At 49.2% G+C, this 25,397-nt stretch carries 23 protein-coding genes; 10 read left to right on the top strand and 13 right to left on the bottom strand.

Going from position 1 to position 25,397, the window contains the following annotated elements:
* Nucleotides 1-12 precede the first annotated feature (12 nt).
* Nucleotides 13-495, top strand: coding sequence for a GNAT family N-acetyltransferase (locus tag EJV45_RS02050; RefSeq protein ID WP_129713983.1), 483 nt, complete (start codon nt 13-15; stop codon nt 493-495).
* Between the two features lie 106 nt (nt 496-601).
* On the top strand, nt 602-2,095 hold the full coding sequence (locus EJV45_RS02055; RefSeq protein ID WP_129713984.1) for a SulP family inorganic anion transporter: 1,494 nt from the start codon (nt 602-604) through the stop codon (nt 2,093-2,095).
* Nucleotides 2,096-2,183: 88 nt separating this feature from the next.
* Here the strand turns inward: EJV45_RS02055 and EJV45_RS02060 are convergent, their stop codons facing one another.
* The 3 genes from EJV45_RS02060 to EJV45_RS02070 all read right to left on the bottom strand — a co-directional run bounded on the left by EJV45_RS02060 (nt 2,184) and on the right by EJV45_RS02070 (nt 6,639).
* Nucleotides 2,184-4,940, bottom strand: coding sequence for a family 43 glycosylhydrolase (locus tag EJV45_RS02060; protein WP_129713985.1), 2,757 nt, complete (start codon nt 4,938-4,940; stop codon nt 2,184-2,186).
* Between the two features lie 99 nt (nt 4,941-5,039).
* On the bottom strand, nt 5,040-5,582 hold the full coding sequence (locus EJV45_RS02065; RefSeq protein ID WP_129713986.1) for a dihydrofolate reductase family protein: 543 nt from the start codon (nt 5,580-5,582) through the stop codon (nt 5,040-5,042).
* A 145-nt stretch (nt 5,583-5,727) separates the two neighbouring features.
* The gene (locus tag EJV45_RS02070; protein WP_129713987.1) at nt 5,728-6,639 is read right to left on the bottom strand and encodes a DMT family transporter; all 912 of its coding nucleotides are present in this window, start codon (nt 6,637-6,639) and stop codon (nt 5,728-5,730) included.
* Between the two features lie 393 nt (nt 6,640-7,032).
* Here EJV45_RS02070 and EJV45_RS02075 point away from each other — a divergent pair, with 393 nt between their 5' ends.
* Complete coding sequence (locus EJV45_RS02075; RefSeq protein ID WP_129713988.1) at nt 7,033-7,398, top strand: hypothetical protein; 366 nt, start codon at nt 7,033-7,035, stop codon at nt 7,396-7,398.
* Nucleotides 7,399-7,508: 110 nt separating this feature from the next.
* Nucleotides 7,509-7,985, top strand: coding sequence for a nuclear transport factor 2 family protein (locus EJV45_RS02080; RefSeq protein WP_129713989.1), 477 nt, complete (start codon nt 7,509-7,511; stop codon nt 7,983-7,985).
* Here the strand turns inward: EJV45_RS02080 and EJV45_RS02085 are convergent.
* Genes EJV45_RS02085 through EJV45_RS02095 form a run of 3 tightly spaced genes read right to left on the bottom strand, consistent with a single transcriptional unit; the run spans nt 7,980 to nt 10,216 of the window.
* Nucleotides 7,980-8,783: a helix-turn-helix domain-containing protein gene (locus tag EJV45_RS02085; RefSeq protein ID WP_129713990.1), complete on the bottom strand. Its 804-nt coding sequence runs from the start codon at nt 8,781-8,783 to the stop codon at nt 7,980-7,982. The genes EJV45_RS02080 and EJV45_RS02085 overlap by 6 nt on opposite strands.
* Nucleotides 8,776-9,714: a hypothetical protein gene (locus EJV45_RS02090; protein ID WP_129713991.1), complete on the bottom strand. Its 939-nt coding sequence runs from the start codon at nt 9,712-9,714 to the stop codon at nt 8,776-8,778. The genes EJV45_RS02085 and EJV45_RS02090 overlap by 8 nt, the downstream gene beginning before the upstream one ends.
* Nucleotides 9,704-10,216, bottom strand: a complete 513-nt coding sequence (locus tag EJV45_RS02095) for a GNAT family N-acetyltransferase (RefSeq protein ID WP_129713992.1) — start codon at nt 10,214-10,216, stop codon at nt 9,704-9,706. Before EJV45_RS02095 ends, EJV45_RS02090 begins: the two co-directional genes overlap by 11 nt.
* Before the next feature lie 347 nt (nt 10,217-10,563).
* Here EJV45_RS02095 and EJV45_RS02100 point away from each other — a divergent pair, with 347 nt between their 5' ends.
* Entirely contained in the window at nt 10,564-10,986 is a 423-nt protein-coding gene (locus tag EJV45_RS02100; RefSeq protein WP_205942312.1) for a hypothetical protein, read from the top strand.
* Nucleotides 10,987-11,017: 31 nt separating this feature from the next.
* Here the strand turns inward: EJV45_RS02100 and EJV45_RS02105 are convergent, their stop codons facing one another.
* From EJV45_RS02105 to EJV45_RS02120, 4 genes are read right to left on the bottom strand one after another with little or no spacing between them, the layout of a single operon-like run.
* Complete coding sequence (locus EJV45_RS02105; RefSeq protein ID WP_129713993.1) at nt 11,018-12,631, bottom strand: RagB/SusD family nutrient uptake outer membrane protein; 1,614 nt, start codon at nt 12,629-12,631, stop codon at nt 11,018-11,020.
* Nucleotides 12,632-12,633: 2 nt separating this feature from the next.
* Nucleotides 12,634-15,600 (bottom strand): SusC/RagA family TonB-linked outer membrane protein, encoded by a 2,967-nt coding sequence (locus EJV45_RS02110; RefSeq protein WP_129713994.1) that lies wholly within the window; start codon nt 15,598-15,600, stop codon nt 12,634-12,636.
* Nucleotides 15,601-15,647: 47 nt separating this feature from the next.
* Entirely contained in the window at nt 15,648-16,517 is an 870-nt protein-coding gene (locus EJV45_RS02115; RefSeq protein ID WP_129713995.1) for an inositol oxygenase family protein, read from the bottom strand.
* A gap of 22 nt (nt 16,518-16,539) precedes the next feature.
* On the bottom strand, nt 16,540-18,165 hold the full coding sequence (locus tag EJV45_RS02120) for a sodium/solute symporter (RefSeq protein ID WP_129713996.1): 1,626 nt from the start codon (nt 18,163-18,165) through the stop codon (nt 16,540-16,542).
* Between the two features lie 205 nt (nt 18,166-18,370).
* On the opposite strand from EJV45_RS02120, the gene EJV45_RS02125 reads away from it, so the two are divergent.
* The 3 genes from EJV45_RS02125 (at nt 18,371) to EJV45_RS02135 (ending at nt 20,473) form a co-directional block, all read left to right on the top strand.
* Entirely contained in the window at nt 18,371-19,387 is a 1,017-nt protein-coding gene (locus EJV45_RS02125) for a LacI family DNA-binding transcriptional regulator (protein WP_129713997.1), read from the top strand.
* Between the two features lie 413 nt (nt 19,388-19,800).
* Nucleotides 19,801-20,202 (top strand): DoxX family protein, encoded by a 402-nt coding sequence (locus EJV45_RS02130; RefSeq protein ID WP_129713998.1) that lies wholly within the window; start codon nt 19,801-19,803, stop codon nt 20,200-20,202.
* A gap of 64 nt (nt 20,203-20,266) precedes the next feature.
* A complete protein-coding gene (locus tag EJV45_RS02135; RefSeq protein WP_129713999.1) occupies nt 20,267-20,473 on the top strand; it encodes a KTSC domain-containing protein in 207 nt (68 codons plus the stop codon).
* Nucleotides 20,474-20,480: 7 nt separating this feature from the next.
* Here the strand turns inward: EJV45_RS02135 and EJV45_RS02140 are convergent, their stop codons facing one another.
* Nucleotides 20,481-20,861: a helix-turn-helix domain-containing protein gene (locus EJV45_RS02140; RefSeq protein WP_129714000.1), complete on the bottom strand. Its 381-nt coding sequence runs from the start codon at nt 20,859-20,861 to the stop codon at nt 20,481-20,483.
* A gap of 95 nt (nt 20,862-20,956) precedes the next feature.
* On the opposite strand from EJV45_RS02140, the gene EJV45_RS02145 reads away from it, so the two are divergent.
* On the top strand, nt 20,957-21,709 hold the full coding sequence (locus tag EJV45_RS02145) for an SDR family NAD(P)-dependent oxidoreductase (RefSeq protein ID WP_129714001.1): 753 nt from the start codon (nt 20,957-20,959) through the stop codon (nt 21,707-21,709).
* Between the two features lie 409 nt (nt 21,710-22,118).
* On the opposite strand, the gene EJV45_RS02150 is transcribed toward EJV45_RS02145, so the two are convergent.
* Nucleotides 22,119-22,517 (bottom strand): helix-turn-helix domain-containing protein, encoded by a 399-nt coding sequence (locus EJV45_RS02150; protein WP_129714002.1) that lies wholly within the window; start codon nt 22,515-22,517, stop codon nt 22,119-22,121.
* 132 nt (nt 22,518-22,649) lie between these two features.
* Between EJV45_RS02150 and EJV45_RS02155 the strand changes: the two genes are divergently transcribed.
* Nucleotides 22,650-24,905: an excinuclease ABC subunit UvrA gene (locus tag EJV45_RS02155; RefSeq protein WP_129714003.1), complete on the top strand. Its 2,256-nt coding sequence runs from the start codon at nt 22,650-22,652 to the stop codon at nt 24,903-24,905.
* Between the two features lie 70 nt (nt 24,906-24,975).
* Here the strand turns inward: EJV45_RS02155 and EJV45_RS02160 are convergent, their stop codons facing one another.
* On the bottom strand, nt 24,976-25,332 hold the full coding sequence (locus EJV45_RS02160; RefSeq protein WP_129714004.1) for a VOC family protein: 357 nt from the start codon (nt 25,330-25,332) through the stop codon (nt 24,976-24,978).
* Between the last annotated feature and the right edge of the window lie 65 nt (nt 25,333-25,397).

Genomic DNA, 25,397 nt, shown 5'->3' on the forward strand with positions numbered 1-25,397 from the left:
TATTTTAGTACCATGACTCTCAGACCATACGAACCGGCAGACCGGCCTGGCTGTCTCCGGGTGTTTTACAGTAATGTCCCTGAGTACTTTGCGCCAGCGGAAATTGACGATTTCACTGCATATATCGACGATGCAGCACAGCGTTCGCATCACAAAGAGAGCGACTGGCAACACGCCTATTTTGTGGTATCGGCCGCCGAAGATATTTTAGCCTGCGGCGGATATGCCATTCACCAGCCAAAAGCTGAGGCCTGGTTAACCTGGGGAATGGTTTTGCACCGGCAGCAACGCATGGGCATAGGCCAGAAGCTGCTGATGTACAGGCTAAAAGCCATTTTTACAGCATGCCCAGGGGTGACAATTCACCTTGACACCACGCAGTTATCCTACCGCTTTTTTGAACGCGCAGGTTTTCAGGTCACCGCAATAAATAAAGATGCCTATGGCCCGGGATATGACCGCATTGATATGATCTGCAGACAGCCGAATGGCTGAGCGCAGATTTTCTTACCTTTGCATTCGCACAGCCGGGGATGAAAAACGCTGCAAAAACAGCTGAAATGCAATCCTGCCAATTTATCCGCCTGGCCACGCTACGCACATGAAACAAATATCCGGGCTGTTTAATTTCAGCCAAACGATCAATTATAAGAACGAAATTCTGGCAGGACTTACCGTAGCCATGACCATGATGCCTGAATCGCTGTCTTTTGCAATCCTTGCCGGATTTCCGCCACTTACAGGATTGTATGCAGCCTTCATCATGGGCCTGGTTACTGCTGTTTTCGGCGGCAGGCCGGGTCTGATCTCTGGTGGCGCCGGCGCAACCGCCGTTGTTTTGATTGCCCTCATGAAATCAAACGGAATTGAATACGTGTTCGCCGCGGTTGCAATGGCAGGCGTACTGCAGGCGCTGGCGGGAATATTTAAGCTGGGTAAGTTTGTCCGGCTGGTGCCGCAACCAGTGATGTACGGTTTCGTGAACGGGTTGGCCATCATTATTTTTATGGCTCAGCTGAACCAGTTTAAGGCTGCTGACGGCTCCTGGCTTAGCGGTCCGGCGTTGTGGACAATGGCTGGTCTTGTCGGCCTCACCATTCTGATCACGGCCGTTTTCCCCAGGATCACAAAAGCTGTCCCGGCATCGTTAGTAGCGATCATCATTGTTTTTTTGCTTGTGTTCGGTTTTCAGATAGATACCCGTACCGTTAGCGATATTGCCTCTGTAGCCGGGGGCTTTCCGCCCTTTCATATTCCACAGGTACCATTCAACATCGACACGCTGGCAACTGTATTTCCCTATGCGCTGATCATGGCCGCCGTAGGGCTGACAGAAGGGTTGCTTACATTGAACCTGGTTGATGAAATAACAGGTACGCAGGGAGACGGCGACCGCGAATGCCTGGCACAGGGCGGCGCCAACCTGTTAAACGGCCTTTTTACAGGAATGGGTGGCTGCCCGATGATTGCGCAAACGCTTGTTAATCTCTCGGCAGGTGCCCGGGCGCGTCTGGCCGGAATTATCGCGTCGCTCACTATTCTCTTTATTATTTTTTTTGGTGCGCCCGTTATTGGCCGGTTACCCCTGGCAGCGCTTACCGGGGTCATGATCATGGTGTCAATCGGCACCTTCGAGTGGGCCAGCTTCCGGATCATCAATAAAATGCCGCGTCATGATATTTTTGTCGGCATCCTGGTTGCTGCAATAACGGTTTACCTGCATAACCTGGCGCTGGCTGTACTGATCGGCGTCATTATTTCTGCGCTGGTTTTTGCCTGGGAAAGTGCGAAGCGCATCCGCGCCAGAAAAATTACGGATGCCGACGGAGTGCTTCATTATGAACTTTATGGACCATTATTCTTTGGTTCGACCGCTTTGTTCCTGTCAAAGTTCGATCCCGAAAACGACCCCGCGAAAGTTGTGATTAATTTCAAAGACAGCCGGATTGCCGATATGTCTGGTCTCGATACGCTGCACAAGCTAACCGAGCGCTACAGGCGGGCCGGAAAAACGCTTTACCTCAAAAACCTTAGTCCGGACAGCAGGCGACTGCTTAAAAACGCGAAATCTGTTATCGACGTTAATCTGGATTAGCTCCGGATCGGATACCTCAACAGAAGCGCTTTCCACACGCGCCTGCATTTGCTTTCCTGCAGCTATTTGCTCACCATTCCTCCTCGCATTACCTTTCAAAGAAGGTAATGCCATCAAATACCGCAGCGCCGCCGCGGGCCACCAATCCTGGTTTTGACAGGGCCGCTCCCGCCTCCATTCTGTGAACAAGTTCATTATCGACAAAAATTAGCAGATCTGCTCCTGCCCGCACGGTCCGGAGGTTATACGATGCCTTTGAAAGCTGTTCAAGAAAAATTTTACTGGCTGCAAAAGGTTTTCCAGGCTCTTCGAGCGTTACAAGCTTGAAACCGTCGGCATCGGCAGGTGGAAAACGAAACTGGCCATAACCTGCCCGGTCTTTATCGGCAACTGCTTTTCCTGCCAGCCTCTTCCACGTGTTACCCTGCCGGTACCAGTGTTCCATGTCTGCCTGGCGGCTGCCCGTATCCTGTTTAAATGATATGGTACCTGCCCGCGTCCGGTGGCGCAGGCTAAAATGTTTTTCCATCATATCGGTATTCTTCATATCAATATAAGCCGGTATGCGCCGGCGCAACGGCAGCAGAACCTGCGGAGACTTTTTCCCATCTTTTACCTTTTCCAGTATAAGCTGACCTGTTTCGAAAGCAATCAGAGCTTTAACGTAGTTGCGCTGGTCTGTATAGGCAGCGTAGATCCCGGCCTGGCTCTTCATCTCATTTACACCGATTTGTACACTGAATTCGTAGCTACTTGCCGGATCGCCCTTGAATACGGAACTTTCGGCTTTTTGCTCGGGCGATAACAGTCCGGCAACAGTTTGCCGCCAGCCCGCGGTGCCAGCCACGCCCTTCCATCCTGTAATGCGCCTGCCTGATTCATCCCAGCCAATGGTGTAAATAACCCCGTCGAACGCTGTACCCGGAAGCTCGCTAAAAACACCCGGAAGGCCGGCAGCAGCAGATTGAACAGCTATTACAGGATCGCCAGGGCCTGGTAAGCCATCTACCTCGACACTGAAGATATTAGCATTTTTTGTTACGCCGAGTTTATGATATACGCTGAAGTCAAAACCCGGGCGCAGGGCGTGCTGCCCATACGTAATTTTCCCCGCAGACCTGTACAGCCAGGTCCAGGATTTTTTCACCGGATCAAGCCCAATCTGCAGGTGATTGTTCTCATTGAGGTACCACGCAAAGATCCCTGCCTCTTGCCGGCCGCTCAGCTTTATATTTGCTTCGAACAGGTAGTTTGAAACCTTTTTGGCTTCCGGGAATGCTTCCAGGCGGCCGGCTCCTGTATGTGTGCCTTCGCCCGCCCGGCTTTCGAGCTTTCCTTTCCGCATCTGCCAGCGCCGGTTGCGCGCACTGTCAAAGAGATCGCCAAAGGCAGGCTGCGCCGGTTCGGGGTGAAACCCGGGGGTTCGGGACGCCGTGGGGCCGTCTACAATCAATTGTTTACCAAAAAAATGCACACGGTTAATATACTGCCCGCGGGGCTCGAGATTTTTGTTTGCCATATAAACCAGCCACCATTCCAGGCCGTTCGGTCCGCGTATAATGTTTGGCTGTCCGGGCGTAAACAGGATATCGTCGGGTACATCCTTTCCCATAGCAAAAAGAGCCACATCGATAAAAGACGAACGCGGTCCCGGCTCAGCCGCTATAGCCAGCACATTGTTATTTTTCTTCAATCCGGTCAGCATCTTTTCGTCAAGCAGAACCTGCCGGTAATCCCGCTCATTATTTTCATAAACCAGAACCCCATTCAGCCAGACGCGCGCGGGCCCGTCATGGTGTATCCGCAGCGACAAATTGCCTGCATCCGGCGGAGCCGTAAAAACCTTTCTCAGGTACAGCTTACCTAATGACCAGGGCGTACGGACATTCCGGGTTGTCGACCCCTCGATGTAATTGCTGCCAAAACCGGCATTCCCTGCAGCCCAGGCGCTGTCATCAAACCGGTCAAACATCCAGCCCGATTCAGCCTGCGCAGTATACCTGAACCGGCCGTCCGGCAAATCAAGCAGGTTCGCGTAGCGCTCCTGCATATCGATCTGGTTGGATTGTACCACAGGGTAAGGATATTTATTACCATGGTTAAACGCAAGGGGCGAATCTGCCTCTGCAACACCCAGCGCATAATTTCCCCATTCAGGACCGGTATGGTTTGCATTATACATCATGTAGTAACGGTCACGGTATTTTATAACCCAGGGTCCTTCTGCCACGCGGTTATCTGTCGTTTCCCAGGTGCCACGCAAGGAGGAAAATTGATAAACCGGTTCTCCGGAAAATGTCCACGGGTCTTTCATGGCCCTGCCCCAGATGGTATTTCCATCTGTAAACTTCACCATATAGAAGTAGAGTTTACCGTTGTCATCGACAAACAGTTGCGGATCGATGCGGTTCTCAAACCAATGGTCCCTGTCCGGCTCTCTGAAAGGGCCTGAAATACGCTTTGCCGTGGCGTGGCCGATATGTATAGCCCGCCGGTCGCGTCCCCAGTAATTTACAGACCAATAATGATGGAAGATCCCATTCAGGTAAACAATGTCGCTGGCATGGATCTGACTGTCCCCCGCAGAAGCACCGGAGGTCCATTCGTTGTTCATTGAGAAAACATGGACAGGGCCATGCCAGTTCACCAGGTCAGAAGACCGGTAGAAACCACCATTGGTGCCTACACCACCGAGATAGTATTCACCGTTGTAGCGGATGATACCCGCATCTGCAACGCGGGGAAGAACGGGGTTCGCAATGTTTTGCGGCAACTGGGCTTTATCGGGACAGGCAAAAGAAACGAAAAGAAAAACGAACGCAAGGCGCTTAAAAATTGGGCTCATGTCTGGTTAAATTTCCTGGTAAACCCAAAGAAAACACATCCGATAGATTTTTATATGCCGCGCCGTATCAGTTTTTTGTTGCTGCGTATCAATCTGCGCTTAAGTCTGCGCAGGATGCTTCACATCGTACCATAGCTGCGTCAGGCCAGAGGGAAAACTGATGCTCTGCTTAAACTCGAGCTCCTGCTCGGGCAATCCGTCTTTAAATAATCTGATTCCCGAACCGAGCAGATGCGGAATAACAGACACGATCACCCTGTCGATGAGTTTTTCGCGAAGCAAAGCCGCGACAATTTCGGCTCCACCATCGCAATAGATGTCTTTGCCTTCCTGTGTTTGCAATTCGCGAACCAGCGCCACCGGATCAGGATGGTATACCGCATGGCCGTCACTTCCGGTCCTGGAAGCTGAGATTACGTAAAGCTTTTTATCAGCATGCATCATTTCAGGGGAATTGAAGCTCAACACCTTATCAAATGTACGGCGACCCCAGATAACTGTATCGACGCCTGCATTGAAGGCGGCGTAACCATAATCTTCGCCAGCCCTTTCGACGATGTTTAAAAACTCGATATTGTCATCGTTTTTTGCAATGTAGCCATCAAGGCTCATCGCGATGTAAAGCATAACTTTTCGGCTCATATGTGCGGGATCTTTTTTCAATGATAAAGTTAGAAAAATGGCGCCTGCGCCAGGAATCTGTTGAAAACTCTTTCAATCTCCGTACACGGATATAGGAATGATCGGCAAATCAATCCTTACTGAGCCACACTGGAAGTTTGCAGGCTTACTTGTTCAGACCGGCAGGCGGATCTCGCCTGATGGCCGTCAGAATAACCCCGGTCACAACCAAAGCGGCCCCGGCGAGCTGCCAGGCACTGATGCGGTCATTAAGCAGTGTGATTGCCAGCAATACACCAATCACCGGATCAAGATTAAGGTAGTTGCCAACTTTAGCTACAGGAAGACTCTCCAGCGCTTTGTTGTAGAGAAAATAACCAAGAGCGGAGCTGAAGACTCCCAGGTACAGCGTTCCAAACATAAATGACGTAGAAAAATTGAGACGCGCCCCGTCTTGAGCCAGTTCAAAACAAGCAGGAACGAATAGTATCGCCGTGCCTATGAAACCACTCAGGCATGTCACCATGAATGGATTCAGATGCTTCAGCATGCGTGAAAAGATCGTATACGCTGCCCAGCAAAAAACAGTTGCGAACATAAAAAGGTTGCCCGCCACGCTGTTTTGCCCATTTCCCGAGCCGGAGAGCAGTGCAACGAATATTACTCCTGTAAAGGACAGCCCAATGCCAGCAATCTGCTGGATGTTCAGGCGTTCTTTCAGGACCAGGGCGCCGAAAAGCGCAATAAACACAGGAATCGACCCCTGGATCATGGCCGCCGTAGCCGCCGACGAGCGCTGCATGCCGAGATTAAATATAACATAATACAGGCTAACGCCTGATAAGCCCATAAGCGACAGTAACAGCCACTCGCGGCGTGTTAGTTTGCGGATCTGGTAGGTTTTCAGCTTCAGCAAAAACACCGGTAGCATACATAAACAAGCTACGAGAAAGCGTAGGAAGGCAAAAGTTACTGGAGGTACGTCGTTGACGATCGTTTTGGTAACAACAAATGTGCTTCCCCAGATTATGACCAGGAAAATCAGGCTTAACGTCCCTGTTACTTCGCTTTTCTTCATAGGTTTCAGCGCGCCCTGCTAACCGCCGTTCGCGCTGCAAGATAAGATTTAGGCCGAACTTCAGCGGAGTGTACCGGGATATCGTAACAGGAGACACCCGGTTCATGATCAGTTCTGAAGGGGGACCAGACACCTGACGTTTTACTCGTCAAAATAAATGATGAAGAGCAAAACAAGACAAACCGCGGCTATCCGGGCAGGCGCATAATGAATCACCCGACGCAGATATCCACATGATATCCGTTCTGATGCATAAAAAATAACCTGCTGCTGCTCAGCAGACAACTTAATTTTTTGCAGGAAATAAAACAATGTCTTATCGGGCGGTGTTGATAATTTGTGACTGGCAAACCTCCCGGATATTGTCAGTTTTAAAATGCAATCCTGGCAAACATGAAACCCGCATTTGACTATCTTTATTCGCTAAAAGGAAATTCTATCTGCATTGTGGAAATCAGGAAGAACGGTCTTCCGGCTGCCACTCCGCACGATGACGTATACCAATGGTTGCTGATAGAAACAGACAGCCTGCAGATACACCCCCTCAACTTTCGTTCAATGGACAGTTCCGGTCAGGTACAGGAGCGGTTTTTTGACCAGGGTTACCTGAAGTTTAATGAGCTGGGCGGAACTTTTATCGAAAAGTTTAACGTTGGCCAGCATCAGCTTGATTGTATCAGGAAAGAACAGCTGCCTGAAGACGTTACCCATTGCGTATCCTTCTACCTTAGTCACAAACAACTTGGCATCCCGGCGTAGGCGAAAAGGTCCGGCAGGTCAGATCGTATTTGTAAAAATTGTATCGACACTTCGTGTTTCACTTATGTAAATCCGTTTAATTTCGGGACGTTTGCACCCAAACAACACGAATGGCAAGTGGATATCTAATCAGCGGTCAGGAACAGGCATCGGCGCTTCCTTCGCCGCTTCGCGCAATTTCAGAGTTTTATGCGGGCTTTAATACAGGCAACATTGACGCCATTGCAGAAAACTGGATGCAGGTGAATGAAGCCATCATTGTTAGTCCCGTCGGCCGCATCTTATCTGGCTGGGAAAATATCCGGGCGGCCTACGAATGGCTCTTCAGCCGCCAGGCGAACATCAAAGCCGAATTTTCTGACTATTCTTTGCTGGTAGATGAAGATCTGTTTTACGCTGTCGGCACTGAAAGGCTTAATATTTCTAACGGAGAAGACTCGCTGGTTACAAGCGCAACTATCACCCGCATGTACAAACGACGCCATGATCATTGGAAACAGATCCACCTGCATAGTTCGATTCCAAAAGCTGAAGAATTACAGGCCTTTCAGTCTGCCATGATCAGACTCGGTTCCAGGACACTATAGCCTGCCCGGCGCACGCTTTGTCAGCTTCCGGGCTTCTTTGGCAAAATGTGAGAAATCTGTATAACCAAACTGGTCAAACAGCTGTTTACTGCCCGCGGCACGATAGGCTTCGAGCGCCGTCCTGAAACGCATCAGCCTGAAGCATTGCGCCGGACTCATTCCGAGCATATCTTTGAAATACCGGGTCAACGTTACCGGAGAAGTTGAAACAGAGGCTGCAATACCGGAAATTCTGCAATCGGGTTGGCGGCCGGCCACCATAAGTGCCTGGGTAACGGTCGACATTTTATGATTTTTTATTATCTGCGAAGCAAGTTTGCGCAACCAGTTGTCTGCAATGATGACCTGCTGTTCGACAGTTTCGGCTTCCTTCAGACGCTGTACCAGGTTATCCGCCAGGTAGGCTTCTGCAAAAAGGTTGTTGCCAAGCAGTTCACCGGCGGCGATATCAAAAAGTAAGGGCATGATGCCGGGTTTAAATTTCACGGAAAATTCGCGCGAACCCGGCGGATATGAGCAGCTCACGGCAGTACGCAGTATCCCCAAAAACATCGGATCTCTGAAGATTACGGTTTGTTCGTTTTCATGGTCATATACCGACTTGTCATATGTAGTTAGTGGTATTGCACAGAGGTTATGCAGGGAAGGTAAGCCGATCAGACAAAACGGATGAGCAGCGTCCGGAGGCACTTCTATAGAAATATAATATTCCACCAGATCGGAAAGATCAGGATCCGGTCCCGCCAACCTGACACAGGTTCCGGGTTCCGTCTCAAAAATTACCGTCGCGTTAACCACTATTGTTTTTCAAATGCAGCAGGTACTCCAAGCCGAGTCCGCTGGTAAACATCCGCTGTTTTTTATTATTCAGCAGCTTGGCCGCCCAGTTCACACATCCCCCGTCCGCAACTTCGTACCAGGTATCGCCGAGACAGACATCAATCTTAACCTGCAACCTGTCATAATAATTCTGCTCGAGGTCAGAATCACGAATCTCGGCGCAAACGTGTGGTAAAAAGGCACGCAGCTCAGCCGCGCAACGCTCAGCCAGCACCTTGCTTCCGTCTCCGCCAAGCGGGATAAGCGCAAATCGAATGTTACCGAAACCAAACACATCTGTTAATAACCGGCAATGTGCATCAAATTGCCTGACAAGGGCCGATGCTTCAAAGTTAAAATTTCCCGCATCTTTGCCCGCAGAAACAAGACAGGCAATGGAAAAGTGTGCACTATGGCCTTTAACGTCCGCTTTCGGGGTACGCAGCAAGCGGCTTACACTGGCATAATCACGGGTCCCCGCCTGCGCTGATTTCTGCAGGGCAGCATCATGCAGGGCGAGCGCATTTGTAGAGTCGGCCATGATTTCACAGTTTCGCAACGCAGACAAAACCTTATCCTGGTGAACGGGAGCAATGACAGAACAAGCGCCCAACTGTGCAGCCGGCGAAAGCTCAACCAGTTCGAAGCCGGCGTTCTGAGCAACGAGCAGCATCTTATATTCGAGTTCCCGTAGAGCAAGCACGGGCGTACGCGAGGGCTGTACCAGTCGGTTCGCGCGATACAACCCAAGTAACGCCGATGGCGACAATTTTTCTGCGCGTCGCCTGAAGATCTCCAGCAATAGCGTGTTGAGACCCGAGCCGCCTATGCAGGTAGAAAGCTGCTCCAATACCCCGGTTAACCGCAGCCTCTCTGCAATTTTCGCCGCTGCCGATGTATTATATTCCATAATCACTTTCTTTAACCCGGGCGTAGCAATGCTCATCGAGCAGAACACCACCTTTAAATATCGCGGCTTTTTTTATGCCTTCACACACAAAACTGTTCTTTTCCAGCACGCGCATGGAGGCCAGGTTTCCCGAAAACACGCCTGCAAATATGCGCTGTATGCCAGATTCGCTAAACGCGTGTTCAGTGAGCATGCGCACGGCCTCGGTTGCATATCCTTTGCCCCAGAATGGTTGGCCCAGCCAATAGCCTATTTCAGCACTTCTGCGGTAAACATCTCCCTGGCGCAGCACGCTGCCCACGCCTGCCAGCACGTTGTTAACAAAAATCCCGAAGGTCTGTCCCTGTTGCCGGGGAACGATGTTGCGCAGAAAGAACTCCGCGTCTGCCAGATGATAAGGGCTGGGAAACACATCTTTCAGGTTGCGCGCAATGAGCGGGTTGTCAGCAAGGGCTTGCAAGGCCCTGGCATGGTTTGGCGAAAGGTCGTCAAGGTGTACCATAAGTCAAAAATCGGTATAATTTGTAAGAGCAACGGTGTAAAAACCGATCAAAAGCAGCAGCATCAATAAAAAAAACCAACAATCTTAAAAGCTGCGAATTGTCGGTTTTTTCCTAGAATTAGCGGTTATGATCGCAGATTTTTGCCAACGAATTTAATCTCCGAACATTTATCAAAGACATAGAATTTATCATCCCCTCCTAACCATCATCCCCTAAGCCCCGCTGTGCGGGGCTTTCTTCCTTCAGCTGAGCATCCGGCAGCAGATACAGCACATGTACAACCATTCAGCACGACAATCGACAGGATGAACCGGCAAAGGGCGCCCGTTTCCTCCTGAGCAGCTTCATGCAAAACCCGACCGATTGTAGTATTTTCGCTTATGGCAAACTATACCATTCCCCTGAAGTACCGCAGGATGGAAAACCTGCATATCGTGTTCTGGTTATTGAAGATATCGGCTGGTGCCTGATCTGGAAGCCGCTTGGCATTATCATGATCTTTCCTACACTGATCATCTCCGTCATTATTGCATACCGCACCCGGCTTATCATGTCTGAGTTGTGCCATAATCTGGCCATCACATTCTGGATAGCGGCCAACTCATACTGGATGCTCAGTGAATTCGCGGGCATAGATGAGCTACAGGTTTACCGTTGGATCACCTATAAACATTTAGCGCTCATTCCGTTTCTGACCGGGTTGTTTTGCCTTCTGTATTATTATCTGCTCTGGAAACCATTTAACAAAAACGAAATCGAAACGATGTAAAAAAACCGGCCCCTTCCGGGACCGGTCCTTGTTAATATCCGGGATTCTGAACGAGTTTCGGATTCAGCGATCGCTCGCTGTTCGGAACTGGATAAAGTCTTCTGAATGTTTCTTTATTGGTTTTGAAGCCCCAGCTGTCTTCGTATTTCCCAAAGCGGATCAGATCATTTCGGCGCCAGCCTTCCCAGGCTAATTCGCGTGCCCTTTCGTCAAGCAGCTCATCAAGCGTTATGGCCCCCACTGCGGGCGCACCGGCGCGTAACCGGATCTTATTTACAAGTATGGCCGGTGTCTGCAGTTCACCCTTCACAACCGTTGGTGCCGCTCCGCGCAGAATGGCCTCTGCTTTCATAAGCAGCACGTCGGCAAGCCTGAATACCGGAAAATCATTCCCCTGGTTTCGGGTGTCGGGATTTGTAGCCGGGTCGGGATAAAATTTAATCGACCGCACGCCCCTGGCTTTGCCAATCTCGTCATTTCCGACATCCATTGTATTTTCTTTCACTAGCGGCATTTCGGGCGTAAACTCCAGGTGATAGTTAATCTTAGCCGCACCATCTGCACCTGTATAAGCGTTGTCCATTCCTTTTTTTGTTGTCGCTATAAGGATTGGGCTGCCATCATTTTCATATTGTTTACCCGCCAGCAGGGTCTTGTTTCGCTGATCGCCAGTCAGATTGAACTTCAGGTAAAAGTCCCTGGTTGTACTCATGGCAATACTTGGCCGGAATGGCAGGTTATATTTCTTTTGCAGTCCCGTGTGCAGGCCGTACCGGGAAAATTGATTTCCGGTAGCAACGTTTGCATCATATGGCACAGCGAAAATCGTCTCTTTGGTCAGCGGCCCGTTTGTCGGCGCAAATACACTCATGTAATCTGCATCAAGCGAATAGATAGTGGATGCATCATTCAGGATAAAGTCTGCCATAGCCACTGCGTCAGCATAACGTGACTGGCCCGTGTAGACATCAGCATTGAGGTAAAGCTTTGCAAGCAATGCATAGGCCAGCCATTTTGTTGGCCGACCGTAAGTCTTTTGACCGGCAACAGCACTCAGATCTGGCAATGCGGCCTTAAGTTCTGACTCGACGAAGGCAAACACGTCCTTACGCGCAGCTGTTGACGGTGGCTCGGCGATTACGGCATCCTTGATAATTGGTACATTCCCGTACAGATCCATCATAAAAAAATAAAACAGGGCACGCATGGTACGCATTTCTGCCAGTGAGGTGGTTCTGGCCGCAGAGGCCGGCGCCGCTTCGAAAAGACTCAGGATCCGGTTGGCTGAGTTGATTCCGCCGAAGCCCCACTCCCAAATCGACTTTGCGTACGGATGATCGGCCGTCCAGGTATGGTAATGCATAAAGCGGTATTGCCCACCATCGTCGTAATTACCGTCACGAGCAGGAATGATGGCTTCGTCGGTCGAAAGTTCCTGCAACCGCCAGTAATCTATAGCAAAATTGGAACGGAAACGCGTATAAACCGGACCTGTTGCTGCAATAAAAGATTCTTCATTGGTCGGAAAGTTTGAAGGTGTAAGCTCAGACTCTACATCTACATCCAGCTTGGTACAGGCTGCCAGCGAAAGGGTTAGCAAGGCCGGCACAAGATATTTCGATTTCATATCAGTCAGAATTTTCATGATTAAAAAGTTACGTTAACGCCAAAAAGAAATGAACGGGTCTTCGGATAAAAGTTATTATTGTCTATTCCCGGCTGTATGCCGCCCATACTAATTTCGGGGTCTATACCCCGGTATTTGGTTATTACAAACAGGTTGCTGGCCGTGGTATACAACCTTAATCTTTTTATTGCCTTTAGTTTTTCGAGGTTGAAACTGTAGCTCAGCGTTGCATTATCAAGACGCAGATACGACCCCGACTCGATAAACCTGTCTGAAATGATGTAACTGTTATTGTCGTTCACCGCTTCATCAAGCGCAAACTGCGGGATATTGTTCGTTGTAGCGTCGCCGGGGCTGTTTAATCCGGCCAGGGTGGCATTAAGAATCTGATTGCCATACACACCGCGCAGAAAAACGTTCAGGTCGAACCTGCCGAGCGTAAAGGTGTTGTTCCAGCCATAAATCAGATCAGGTTGCGCGCTGCCGGTCAGCCCGATCGCCGCTTTTGAGTACTCTGTCGTCAGGCTTCCGTCTGCAAGGTAAAACTGGCTCACGCCTTTCCCGTCCTTGCCAGCATACCGGTAGGTGTTAAACGATCCGATTGGCAGCCCCTCCTGAATAACCTGCGAATAGTTGGTAGACTGCCCTTTTCCGCCAAGCTGTGCTGTCGGAATGGTAGCCAGCGAAAATTTCTCGTTCGACAGTGAGCGGACAATATTTTTGTTATGCGAGAAATTAACCGAGCTTTTCCAGCTGAATTTATTACCATTAAAGATAGAAACGTCTACTACGGCCTCAAAGCCCTTGTTATCAATCTGGCCCACGTTAGCTGTCAGATTGCCCACAAAATACTGCGTGGTAGAAACGCGGTAATCCCAGATCAGGTCTGATGTCTTCTTGTTATATGCGTCAAAACTACCCTGTACCCGGCCCTTGAACAGGGAAAAATCAAGGCCGATGTTAGTCATCGCCGTACGCTCCCATTTCAGGTCCGGATTCTCATTCTGAAAAGGTCCGACAGCATTGATGTACCTGCCGTCATAATAAAAACGTTCAACCGGTGCGTACAGCGAAAAGCGGGTAAAAGCATCGAAGCCAAGTGAATTGCCTGTTACACCATAGCCAATGCGCAGCTTCAGGTCTTCTACAAACGACGCGTTTTTCAGAAAAGTTTCTTCGCTGATGCGCCATGCGGCGGATGCCGAGGGGAAATAACCCCACCGGTTATTCAGGCCGAAGGCCGATGAGCCATCCCTTCTTAATGATGCCTGAAAGAGGTATTTGTTGTTCAGGTCATAATTTATCCGGCCATAAAAAGAAATCAGCCTTAAAGTCTGGATACGAACGGTGCCATAATTAACGACTGACCCCGGAAGCGGATCGCCGAGCCCCAGATTGTTATAGGTCAGTTCGTCGGTTACAAAACCCTGGTTCGATGAAGAAAATCCGTCGCCGTTCCGGTCTTCCTGGAAAGAATACCCGGCAAGCAGTTTAAATGCATGCTTGCCGAAAAACTTGTCATAGCTGAAATAGGTTTCTGCCAGTTTCTTTGTGTTTGAATAGGCATTGCGTGTGGCTACACCGTTCAGCCCACGGTTGATGCCTGAAAGTCGGTTGTTATAAAAATTGCCATTGGTATTCTCATCCTGATAAGACAGGCTTAGCGTGTACCTCAGGCCCTTAAAAATGTCGAGCTCGGCCTGGAAGTTGCCCAAAAACGTTTTGATTTTGTTATTGATAATATTGTTGTCGATCAGCGAAACCGGATTCAGGTAATTCCGTGTGCGGCTGAAATCTTCTGTATACCCCCCGTCAGGACGGCGAACGGATACCGTAGGGAGGTAGATGAGCATGTTCGGATAAACCAGCGGAGAAATGTCATCGCGAACTGTCCTGCTGTTAAATACGGAGAAATTAAGATTCAGGCGATCATTAAACGCTTTTTGTCCCACATTTGCCTTCAGGGTGTAGCGCTCTAATGCTGAGCCTTTCATAATCCCGTTATTCTCAAGAAAGTTTGCACTGATGCCGTATGAAGTTTTTGAAGAACCACCATACAGGGACAGGTTGTGGTTGGTTGAAAAACCGCGGCGCTGCACGGCCTCCTGCCAGTCGGTGCTTGACCCGTCATCATCTGTCGGGTTCAGACTTTTTTTGTTCTGGCTGAGGTATTCCCGAAGCTGTTCTGCAGAAAGCATATCGATGATATTGCTCACGCTTTCTGTACCGGCATAGCTACTATAACTGAGTCCCGGTGCTACACCATCGCCGCGTTTCGTCGTAATCAGGATCACGCCGTTGGCAGCACGTGCACCGTAGATCGCGGTTGCGGAGGCGTCTTTAAGCACATCGATAGATTTGATGTCATCGGGTGCGACCAGGTCGATCGATGCTGCAGCAACACCATCAATCACGTAAAGTGGCTCCTGAGCGCCGGCACGCAGACTCGACGGCCCGCGAAGAATAATGGCGCCGTTTTCATTTGGATTGCCGCTCTTCGTAATGTTCAGGCCGGCAACCTTGCCCTGCAGTAATTGCGATGGCGTACTGATTACCCCGGCATTGAACTGATCGGGCTTTACTGACGTGATGGCACCTGTCAGATTCTTCCGGTCGGAAGTACCATAACCCACAACGACCAGGTCTTTCAATGTATTGTTTTCATCTTTTAGTACGAGGTTTATTGTTGTGCGGCCATTCACCGCTACCTCCTGGCTTATTTTGCCTACCATTGCAAAGCGTAGAACGTCCTGTGCTGAGTTTATCCTGATGGTGTATGCACCCTGGTCATCGGTAACGACTGCCGTTGTGCTCCCCTTGAGCAGCACCGTTACGCCAGGCAGCGCTGCGCCGGCTTCATCAGAAACCGTTCCCGCCACACGTTGCCCCGCTGTCTGCGCATTCGCCAGCCCTGCTGAGGCCAGAAAAAAGAGCAATAGCAGGCACCTCAGCCGGTCCGGCCAACTGTAATAGCTGTCAGTTTTCATAATTTATTCGGTTTGGTTTAGTTTATTGGTTAGTTGGTTCTGTCTGATTACAGTGAGACCGTTTCCGGCAGGTACTTACTGATCAGATCCTCATAATAGGGTTTCAATTCTGCAACTACGGGTGCCTTCGGGCTCTTGGAATACAGGTCGTAAGGATTAAATTTATCTACCCACTCAAACATCTTGTCATCGTGGTCGTTCAGCAGATGCGAATAAGCTTTTTCGCGGTGCTGCGAATAAAAGGAGTGATACCTGATCATATAAAGCGCAGGCTCGGGAAGGTGCTCTTTTGTAAGGTGGTAGAGGTATTCATCATGCCCCCAGCTCATGTGCACATGGTCGAGTCCGCAGCGGTGGCTGTACACACCGTATTTGGTATTATATCTCGGATCATACGTGTCAGGATTGTCAGCAAAAAATTCGGGAAAAACGATCTTGTCTGAAAACTTACAGCCGACAGGAAAGGTATCGCCCACCACGTTCCATTGCGGTTCGCCAAACAGGCAAAGAACCTTCCCGAGATCATGGATAAAACCGGTCAGAACAAACCAGTCGGGATGACCATCTGCACGTATTGCTTCTGCCGTCTGCAGCAGGTGCTGAAGCTGATCAAGAGAAATATCCGGGTCTGAATCATCCACGAGCGTATTGAGGTATTCCATCGCAGACCACCAGGGCATTTTACGCTGCTCGAATTTCAGAAAACGGTCTTTCTTGGCAAGAACATTCTCGTAGGTCTGGTATTTGTGGTTCAACCTGTAGAATTCGCGTACGCTGTCAATTTCCGGACTGTCATAATTCCTGAATTCTTCTTTTTTCTTTTCTGCCCCCTTTTCGGGATACCTTTTCAGAACATCATCGTCCCATTCTTCAAGGTTTGAAAGCGGATTCGGATTATCAAAATTTGCTGTGCTCATGATGTTTGTTTTTATGATTTATCTACCAGAAAGCGATGTAAAGACCGGTTAAAATGCCGAGAATGATGACAGACGAGAGAATGAAACCCGTGTTAACACGAAACATACCCTTGTCTACTACAATCTCAGCTACAGAGGCCCGCGGTTTTGCAGCCAGGGTCATGATGACCATAATCGCGATGATGAATCCGAACACCCAGGTCATGCGGTGCAGAAAAGGGATCGGCGCGAAATACCCGCTGCTGAGTTCGGGCAGAAATTTCATGATCATGGAAAGCGGTATGGTACTCAGCGCGGCAACCAGCGCGGCCGCTGATGTTGTTCTTTTCCAAAACAGGCCGAGCAGAAAAATAGCAAACACACCGGGTGAGATAAAGCCGACGTATTCCTGTATAAACTGGTAAACCTGGTCAAAGCGCTGGAGCGCCGGTGCAATAATAACCGCTATCAGCGACGCAATGATGGTTGCCCAGCGCCCGACATTGATCATTTTGCGTTCCGAAGCTTCTCTATTGATGTATTTTTTATAAATATCGAGGGTGAAAATGGTTGAGATGCTGTTGCATTTACCGGCAAGCGAAGCCACGACAGCGGCCGTAAGTGCGGCGAACGCAAGGCCCTTTAATCCAGACGGCAGCAGGCTCATGAGAACCGGATAAGCCCGGTCGGGTTTCACATGACCGCCGCTGCCGGTTAGTTCATTCTGGAAATACCCTTCTTTAAATAATACGTAGGCACAAATTCCCGGGATGACAACGATGACCGGAATAAGCAATTTGAGAAAAGCGGCAAAGATGAGTCCGTTACGACCGGTTTTCAGGTCGGCGCCAAGTGCACGCTGGATGATGTACTGATTACAGCCCCAGTAATTCAAATTGTTGATCCATAGCCCACCGGCCAGCACAGCCATTCCGGGCAGATCGTCATAAAATTTGTCGCCGGGCGAAAAGATCATATGAAAATGGTTATCTGCCTGACTGCGCAGTTTGAACAATGCCGGAACGACCCCGTCGAGGCTGAAATGATCGCTGATAATATCCAGCGCCATGTAACAGGTTACCAGGCCGCCAAGAATCAGGATCAGCACCTGCACCGCATCCGTATAGCCGATCACCTTCATTCCACCAAGGGTAATAAAGACGGCAAAAACGGCCAGACCGGCAACACACAGGTTGAACGACAATCCGGTAAGGCTTTCGATGGCCAGTGCACCAAGGAAAAATATCGAGGTCAGGTTCACAAATACATACACAAGCAGCCAGAAGACCGCCATGAGTGTGCTGACCGCGTCATTATATCGACGCGCGAGAAATTGCGGCATGGTATATATGCCATTGCGCAGATACACCGGCAGAAAAAACACGGCAACAATGATCAGGGTGGCCGCAGCCATCCATTCGTAGCTGGCTATGGCAAGGCCCATGGCAAAACCCGAACCAGACATACCGATAAAATGTTCTGCCGAAATATTTGAAGCAATAACCGAAGCCCCGATAGCCCACCAGGTCAGCGAACCTTCTGCAAGAAAAAATGCTTTTGTATCGCTATGGCGCGTTTTTTTTGTCCGGTAGATTAAGATCCCATACACCGAGATAATGATGAAATATAAAGCAAAAACGACATAATCGCGGGTTGTCAGCAAATTCATAAGTTCAGCGGGCCCGGCAGTCTGCATGGCAGCTGCCGGAGCGTTAATTGGTTATACCTGGTTAGTGCCGCCCGGGGTTTGGGAGGCTTAATCAAAGCTTGTAAAAAAAGGCTGATCTGCGTAAAACATTGAATTATTTATTTACGAAAACGTTTAAGTACGAAACATTTTTCTATTTTAACTTACCTAACCAGCGCCTTCGAAAATGAAGAGACATGTGACCGTCAAGACTCTTGCAGAGCAACTGAATATTTCAATTGCTACCGTTTCAAAAGCGCTGAGCGACAGTCATGAAATCAGCGCCGAGACAAAACAGCGGGTAAATGATCTTGCACGGATGCTGAACTATGAACGTAATCCGGCGGCAAGCAATCTCCGCAGTCACCGTACGCGTACCATCGCCGTCATTATCCCGGAAGTAGCCAATAATTTTTTCTCGCTGGCTATTAAGGGCATTGAAGAAATTGCCCGGCAGCACAACTTCCACGTATTGATTTACCAGACACATGAAAACAGCGAAGCGGAGATTGCCTTTACGAATAGCCTGGTCAGCGGTCGCGTAGACGGTATCCTGATCTCGGTTACGCGTTCAACGGGAAACCTGGCGCACTTTCAATCGCTGATCAGACAGATTCCGGTGGTGTTTTTTGACCGCAGTATTGAGATTCCCGATGCCTTCAGTATCACAACCGACGATTATGAAAGCGCTTTCGAGGCAACGCGGCACCTCGCTGAAAACGGTTGTTCAAGGATCGCGTTTCTGCAGGGTCTGGATCAGCTCGCTACAGGACAGCGCCGCCTGAAGGGTTATCGCGATGCACTTGATCAGGCAAATCTGGTGCAGCCCCAGCCATTGGTTTTGTCAGGAACCGACGACCCCCGACAGCTTCTGCAGGCCGTTGCCGGTTTTATAAAAGACAAACAACCTGATGGTATCCTGTCGTCGATCGAAGAGTTTGTCGTTCCCTGCTACTATGCCTGCCGCGAATTAAATATTGACATGCCGGGTCAGCTTAAGCTGGTCAGTTTTTCAAACCTGCAAACGGCTGCGCTCCTGAAGCCCGCACTCAGCACGATCACCCAGCCCGCTTTTGAGATGGGACGCCTCGCTGCTGCCTGCCTGTTCCGCATTTTAAACAACAAAGAGGTAGATCCCTGCGAATTGCCCCTGCTTCGTTCAGAACTGATTGAACGGGAATCTTCTGGCATATCCGGGATTTAGCAGTCTATCACGCCGTACTTAATTCGCTCTTCACGACCAGAAAAAATTGGCTAAAAAATTAAAAAAAGATTAGTACAAGTAACTGACGATCACTACTTTTGAGAATAGTAACGCTTCACCCCTATTGTGTGTCTGTGGTCACGTACCCGCTACGTACAAACTGTTTATATGAACGCTCTCAAATCCATAAATTCGTCGCTTTCAGCACCGGGAAAAGTTCCTGTTCGCTGTCCGCATTGCAGAAGCAATGATGATGTGTACCGCATCCCCAGAAATAAGTTTTTTAAGCTTATGCAGCCAATGGTTGATATACGCCATTACAAATGCACCAAGTGTATGAAAGCTTTCTACCGCTAACAGCTGGTACCGCTGCCTGAACTGCACGAAGTTTTCTTATTTCTAAACATGCAGCTATGGGCGTCACATTTATTGAGTGGCTTGAACGCAACCAGACATCGGGTCTTTTTATACTCAGGGCATTCGCAGGCTTGCGCCTTATTTACGGTGTCGCAGACAACCTGTTTAGCTGGAAACATATGCTGTTGTTCAGGGATTTTCTGGATTCTGCTGGATTCCCGGTGCCGCTTCTGGCGGCTATTTTATCGGTATATGCCCAGGCGTCTGCAGGTATTTGTTATATAACCGGATGGCAAATCCGTAATGCTGCTGTGCTTATGCTTTTCAATTTCGCTGCAGCGCTTTTACTTGTACATGCCGGACAATCCATTGAGGAACAGACGCCCGCACTTGCTATGTTTTTTATCAGCCTGCTGTTTCTCTTTACCGGTAAACGCCTCGGGCGTTCACCAGTTTGATCGGATCAAAACTTCATTCGATTTGCGGTGTTAAAACCAGGAAATCATTCAAAAGCGTTGTCATATGCCTTCTACGGTTATCAGGGAAATGAAGTATGATGCGGGTACGCAGGACCTGGAGATTGCCTATACGACCGGACAGCGGTACAGATATAAAAATGTGCCGGAAAAGATCTTCAAAGAGCTCCGGGCCTCTCTAGTTAAAGGAAGATATTTACGGCATCATATCATCGGCATCTATGAATATGAAAAACTCAATGAAGCTGACTGAGTGGGGCTTAGAAATTCCGGTCTTTATTCGTTTCAATTCCGGTATCTGTTCTGTTTCTTTTACCCCAGAGACTTAACTGCTTCAAAATGGGCCCCAGTTCTATAGCCATATCCGATAATTCATACTCCACCCGGACCGGCACCCCCGCATAAACACTTCTCCTGAGCAGTCCGTCGCGTTCCATCGCGCGCAGCTGTAAGGTAAGCATCCTTTCTGTGATATGCATAAAATCACGCCGCAGATCACTGTAGCGCATTTTGCCCTGCTCAAGCTTGTCCAGGATCTGCAGCTTCCATCTGCCACCGATTTTGCCGAGCGCATAGGTCAGATCGCAGGGTGTAAGATACTGCTCATTCGAGGAATAGGTTGAGGTTTGTTTTCTGGCCATTACTTACATGAATGTGTGTAACGAACAATCGCTTGTCCTTTTTTCAAAAATACCTGCCCGCCGCTAGTTTTACAACTGTTAAAAAAGACAACGAAATGGATCTTTACTTAAATGACAAAACAGCGGTGGTTACCGGAGCCAGCCAGGGTATAGGCCGCGCAATAGTTAAACAACTGGCTATGGAAGGCGTGAAAGTGCTTGCTACTGCCAGGAATGCCGACCTATTGGAAGACCTGAAACAGGAAATTGAAAGAGAAGGAGGTATCAGTCCCGTTATTCTGAAGCAGGATCTTGTGCATGGGAACGCCGCCGCCGTCATCGCCCAAACGGCTCTTGAGGCCCTCTCAAGGGTCGACATCCTGATCAACAATGCCGGAAAAAGTAATCCGCTCGGCATTATCGCATCAGACGCCGACTGGCGACGCTCAATGCAGCTTGATTTTGACCGTGTCAGACAACTTACGGAAGAACTTTTACCACATTTTTTACAGAACAGGCAGGGCGCAATTCTGAACCTCTGCAGCGGTTATGAATTGCGCAATATCAATGCTTCTGCGGTAGCAAAGGCAGCTGTGGTGTCCTGGTCAAAGGCACTCGCCTGCGAAGTCGGACCCAGCGGTATCCGTGTAAACTGCCTCCAGCCGGGACTGATCGATACCGAAAACATCCGCCCCTATTTTACTGCCGATGAACGCCGGCGTTTTGCTGAACGGGAGATCCCACTGGGCGATTTCGGAAGCCCGGAAGATATGGCTGCCATGGCTGTTTTTCTCGTATCGCCCAGGGCAAAGTACATTACCGGAGCGGTAAGCGCCGTCGACGGAGGTATGCAGCGTTACCCTTTTTGATGAATACGATGTCGGGTTGTGAAAGCTTAAGGCAACGACGACTACCAATGTATAAGTCCAGGCGAAGTTCCAAACATGCTAACCCACGTTCATGTCGCTTTTTTACAATTATAATAAGAGAAATGTAAAGAAATTGTTGATTTGACAAGAATTCGGCCGCATAAGTAGAATAAAGCAGCACAGCCGGCGTTTTTGTCTATAATAATTTTATTTTTGCCGCAATTATCCCTTCCCCCCGCAAAAATTTGTTGTTTGTTTATGCTTCTGTAGCATTTGAATTTCTATCGGATCGTTCTATCCGTTCGACAAGGGATTGTTGGCAAAATGGATAGTTGATTATATGCAGTTAAAAGGCCTCCAGGAGGCCTTTTTTATTATATAAAACTGCAGAGGCGGGTTGATGAACAAATCAGCCTATGGGTTCTTCGTATTTGACAGTGCCGGCACACATTGCCTTAGCTGGCACTGAATAGTCAGGCACGATATCTTCGCGGTGTTCATTGCCCCATTTTTCCATAGATCCGATCAGCGGTAAAAGACTTTCTCCCAGCGGGGTGAGAAAATATTCAACCTTCAGGGGCAACTCGTGATAAACCGTTTTGCTGATCACGCCGTATGCCTCCAACTCTCGCAAGGCCATGTTGATCACCCTGGGATTCGCCAGACCCAGGGCCCGGTGCAGAGCGCTCGGTCTGCGAACATTCAGGTGTATGTATTCAATGATTAGAGGGTTCCACTTGCCGCCCAGTACCTTCATGGTTACACTAATGCCGCATTCATTATTTTCAGGGATTTTTTTCTCGTACATGATGTTCGGAGTTTGATGTGAAAATACGGAAAGTCATGGCTGGTGCAAAGAACTGTGAACTCCGGGCGATTGCGAACTACATCCATGGTAGACTTTTTTTTTATAACTTGTGGCTCCTAACCCATCCCCTTTATGATCCCTGAATACATTGAAATTCGCGGTGCCCGCGAAAACAATCTCAAAAACATCGATCTGAAACTGCCCAAGAGAAAGATAACGATCTTTACCGGGGTTTCCGGATCAGGAAAGTCTTCGATAGTCTTCGACACGATTGCAACCGAAGCGCAAAGACAATTGTATGAAAACTTCAGCATGTTTATCCGAAACCTGCTTCCAAAATTTCCCCAACCGCATGCCGATGCGATTGAAAAACTCAGCATGGCCATCGTGGTTGATCAGAAACGGCTTGGCGGCGGGTCGCACTCGACCATGGGAACGATTACGGATATTTCGCCTGTTCTTCGTCTGCTGTTTTCCAGGATCGGAAGCCCGCAGGTAGGTTATGCAAATGCTTTTTACTTTAACGATCCGCAGGGCATGTGCCCGGTGTGCAGTGGCCGGGGACGAAAGCTCGGATTTGATGCTTCTAAATTCATCGATCTTACAAAAACGCTCAGAGAAGGCGCTGTACAGGCCCCCGGCCTTGCATCGTGGGAAAAAGACATGTACACGCACAGCGGCTATTTTGATGCAGATAAAAAGCTGAGTGATTTTACGAAAGAAGAAATGGATCTGCTGCTTTACGCCAGCCCCCGCAAGTTTAAATTAAGAATGGGCGAAGGCAGCATGAACGCAACCTATATGGGTGTTATCGAAAAGTTTGACCGCGCTTACATCCGCCGGGATATCAAGACATTGTCAGACCGGACACAAAAAACCATCATGCCTTACCTACAGGAGCAGCCCTGTCCCGCCTGCAAGGGTGCGCGCTTAAACGAAGCGGCCCTCTCCTGCCGCATTGCAGGCCACAACATCGCAGAGCTCTCCGCGATGGAGGCCGGCGAACTCGTCAGCTTTCTTGAAACCATTACCGATCCCGTTGCAAAACCGATGGTTGATACGCTGACAGAAAGGCTCCAGCATCTGGTAGACATGGGCCTTGATTACCTGAGCCTGGACAGGGAGACAGACACATTATCGGGCGGCGAGTCTCAGCGGGTAAAGATGGTCAAACACCTCGGCAGCAGCCTGATCGATGTATTATATATCTTTGATGAGCCAAGCGTTGGCCTGCACCCAAGGGATGTATACCGCTTAAATGCACTGTTGCGCAAATTACGCGACAAAGGCAATACCGTACTTGTGGTAGAACATGATCCTGACGTCATTCGCATTGCGGATCATATTGTGGATGTGGGTCCGATGGCCGGCACAAAGGGCGGAGAAATCATGTATGAAGGCAGCCTGGAGGGGCTTCTCGACTCGAACACACTTACCGGAAAATACATGAAAAATGCGCTGCCTTTTAAGACAGAATACCGCAAACCAACCGGCATGCTGCCCGTTAAGCACGGCAGGGTCAATAACCTTCAGGATGTGAATGTCAATATCCCTGCGGGTGTGATGACCGTTATTACCGGGGTGGCCGGCTCGGGGAAAAGTTCGCTGGTCCATCACGCATTTTTGAAAGCGCATCCGCAGGCTGTCGTGATTGATCAGTCTCCGGTGGGAACCTCTACACGCTCAAACCCTGCAACTTACACGGGAACGATGGACCTGATCCGTAAAACGTTCGCAACTGCAAACAGGGTTGACGCTTCCCTGTTTTCCTTCAACTCGAAAGGGGCCTGCAGCAACTGCCAGGGAACGGGCGTTATCTATACAGATCTTGCCTTTTTGGAAGGCATTAAAACACCTTGTGAGGTATGCCAGGGCAAACGTTATAAGGAAGAGGTACTTCAGTATCACCTGCAGGGCAAATCGATCTCAGACGTACTTGCAATGACTGTAACTGAGGCTGCCCGTTTTTTTACGGGTAAAGACATTGTAAAAAAGCTGGAAACGATTCTCGAAGTCGGACTCGAGTACCTGACCCTGGGTCAGCCGCTGAGCACACTTTCTGGCGGGGAATGCCAGCGGATCAAACTGGCGAGCAAGCTTCATAAAAAAGGCAGCATTTATGTGATGGACGAGCCTACCACCGGCTTACACCTCTCTGACGTCGGGCGCCTGATTGAACTCATGAACGGACTGGTAGACAAAGGCAATACCGTAATTGTGATCGAGCATAATCTGGATGTGATAAAAAATGCCGATTGGATCATCGACATGGGGCCCGAAGGCGGCCATAAAGGCGGCAGAATCGTGTTTGAAGGCACACCCGCGGAATTGCTGCGTGCATCCGGTTCCCATACAGGCAAACATCTGAAGGAAGCTGTTCAGGCCTGAGAACAGAAACAGCAGGCTTTTGGGCCTGCTATTTTCTTATTATTGAGGTAACATCAGCGTCCTGAATTTTTTAATCAGCCGACCAGACCGCCAGTTCATTGCTGTCGGGGTCTGTAAAATGGAACCGCCTTCCGCCCGGAAAGGAAAAAATGTCCTGAACAATCTGACCACCAGCATTAACCACCTTGTTTAACGTGCTTTCCAGATCTTGCGAAAAAAGGATCACAAGGATGCTTCCCTTCTGTGGTGTGCCAAGCGTAAAACCGCCATCCACGTATTTACCGGAAAAGGCTGTGTATTCGGGTCCGTAGTCAGTAAATTCCCAGCCAAAGCTCTGCTGATAAAAGTTTTTAATTCGTGTCAGATCTGCTGATAAAAATTCGATGTATTGCACCTGCTCATGCGGCATTCTTTCTTTTGTTTCCATCTGATTTAAGTTTCTCTAAAGGTAAGCATGCGCACCAATTAGGGCGATGTGGAAAAGGCGGTAGT

The sequence above is a fragment of the Pedobacter sp. SYP-B3415 genome (assembly GCF_004138205.1).
Taxonomy (GTDB): Bacteria; Bacteroidota; Bacteroidia; order Sphingobacteriales; family Sphingobacteriaceae; genus Pedobacter.

Excerpts from the sequence above, each read along its gene's own strand:
- EJV45_RS02090 (WP_129713991.1), bottom strand. The coding sequence starts at position 9,714 with ATGGAATATAATACATCGGCAGCGGCGAAAATTGCAGAGAGGCTGCGG.
- EJV45_RS02130 (WP_129713998.1), top strand. The coding sequence starts at position 19,801 with ATGGGCGTCACATTTATTGAGTGGCTTGAACGCAACCAGACATCGGGT.
- EJV45_RS02075 (WP_129713988.1), top strand. The coding sequence starts at position 7,033 with ATGAAACCCGCATTTGACTATCTTTATTCGCTAAAAGGAAATTCTATC.
- EJV45_RS02120 (WP_129713996.1), bottom strand. The coding sequence starts at position 18,165 with ATGAATTTGCTGACAACCCGCGATTATGTCGTTTTTGCTTTATATTTC.
- EJV45_RS02140 (WP_129714000.1), bottom strand. The coding sequence starts at position 20,861 with ATGGCCAGAAAACAAACCTCAACCTATTCCTCGAATGAGCAGTATCTT.
- EJV45_RS02145 (WP_129714001.1), top strand. The coding sequence starts at position 20,957 with ATGGATCTTTACTTAAATGACAAAACAGCGGTGGTTACCGGAGCCAGC.
- EJV45_RS02100 (WP_205942312.1), top strand. The coding sequence starts at position 10,564 with ATGCAAAACCCGACCGATTGTAGTATTTTCGCTTATGGCAAACTATAC.
- EJV45_RS02055 (WP_129713984.1), top strand. The coding sequence starts at position 602 with ATGAAACAAATATCCGGGCTGTTTAATTTCAGCCAAACGATCAATTAT.
- EJV45_RS02095 (WP_129713992.1), bottom strand. The coding sequence starts at position 10,216 with ATGGTACACCTTGACGACCTTTCGCCAAACCATGCCAGGGCCTTGCAA.
- EJV45_RS02065 (WP_129713986.1), bottom strand. The coding sequence starts at position 5,582 with ATGAGCCGAAAAGTTATGCTTTACATCGCGATGAGCCTTGATGGCTAC.
- EJV45_RS02050 (WP_129713983.1), top strand. The coding sequence starts at position 13 with ATGACTCTCAGACCATACGAACCGGCAGACCGGCCTGGCTGTCTCCGG.
- EJV45_RS02135 (WP_129713999.1), top strand. The coding sequence starts at position 20,267 with ATGCCTTCTACGGTTATCAGGGAAATGAAGTATGATGCGGGTACGCAG.
- EJV45_RS02080 (WP_129713989.1), top strand. The coding sequence starts at position 7,509 with ATGGCAAGTGGATATCTAATCAGCGGTCAGGAACAGGCATCGGCGCTT.
- EJV45_RS02105 (WP_129713993.1), bottom strand. The coding sequence starts at position 12,631 with ATGAAAATTCTGACTGATATGAAATCGAAATATCTTGTGCCGGCCTTG.
- EJV45_RS02060 (WP_129713985.1), bottom strand. The coding sequence starts at position 4,940 with ATGAGCCCAATTTTTAAGCGCCTTGCGTTCGTTTTTCTTTTCGTTTCT.
- EJV45_RS02070 (WP_129713987.1), bottom strand. The coding sequence starts at position 6,639 with ATGAAGAAAAGCGAAGTAACAGGGACGTTAAGCCTGATTTTCCTGGTC.
- EJV45_RS02115 (WP_129713995.1), bottom strand. The coding sequence starts at position 16,517 with ATGAGCACAGCAAATTTTGATAATCCGAATCCGCTTTCAAACCTTGAA.
- EJV45_RS02160 (WP_129714004.1), bottom strand. The coding sequence starts at position 25,332 with ATGGAAACAAAAGAAAGAATGCCGCATGAGCAGGTGCAATACATCGAA.
- EJV45_RS02155 (WP_129714003.1), top strand. The coding sequence starts at position 22,650 with ATGATCCCTGAATACATTGAAATTCGCGGTGCCCGCGAAAACAATCTC.
- EJV45_RS02150 (WP_129714002.1), bottom strand. The coding sequence starts at position 22,517 with ATGTACGAGAAAAAAATCCCTGAAAATAATGAATGCGGCATTAGTGTA.
- EJV45_RS02125 (WP_129713997.1), top strand. The coding sequence starts at position 18,371 with ATGAAGAGACATGTGACCGTCAAGACTCTTGCAGAGCAACTGAATATT.
- EJV45_RS02110 (WP_129713994.1), bottom strand. The coding sequence starts at position 15,600 with ATGAAAACTGACAGCTATTACAGTTGGCCGGACCGGCTGAGGTGCCTG.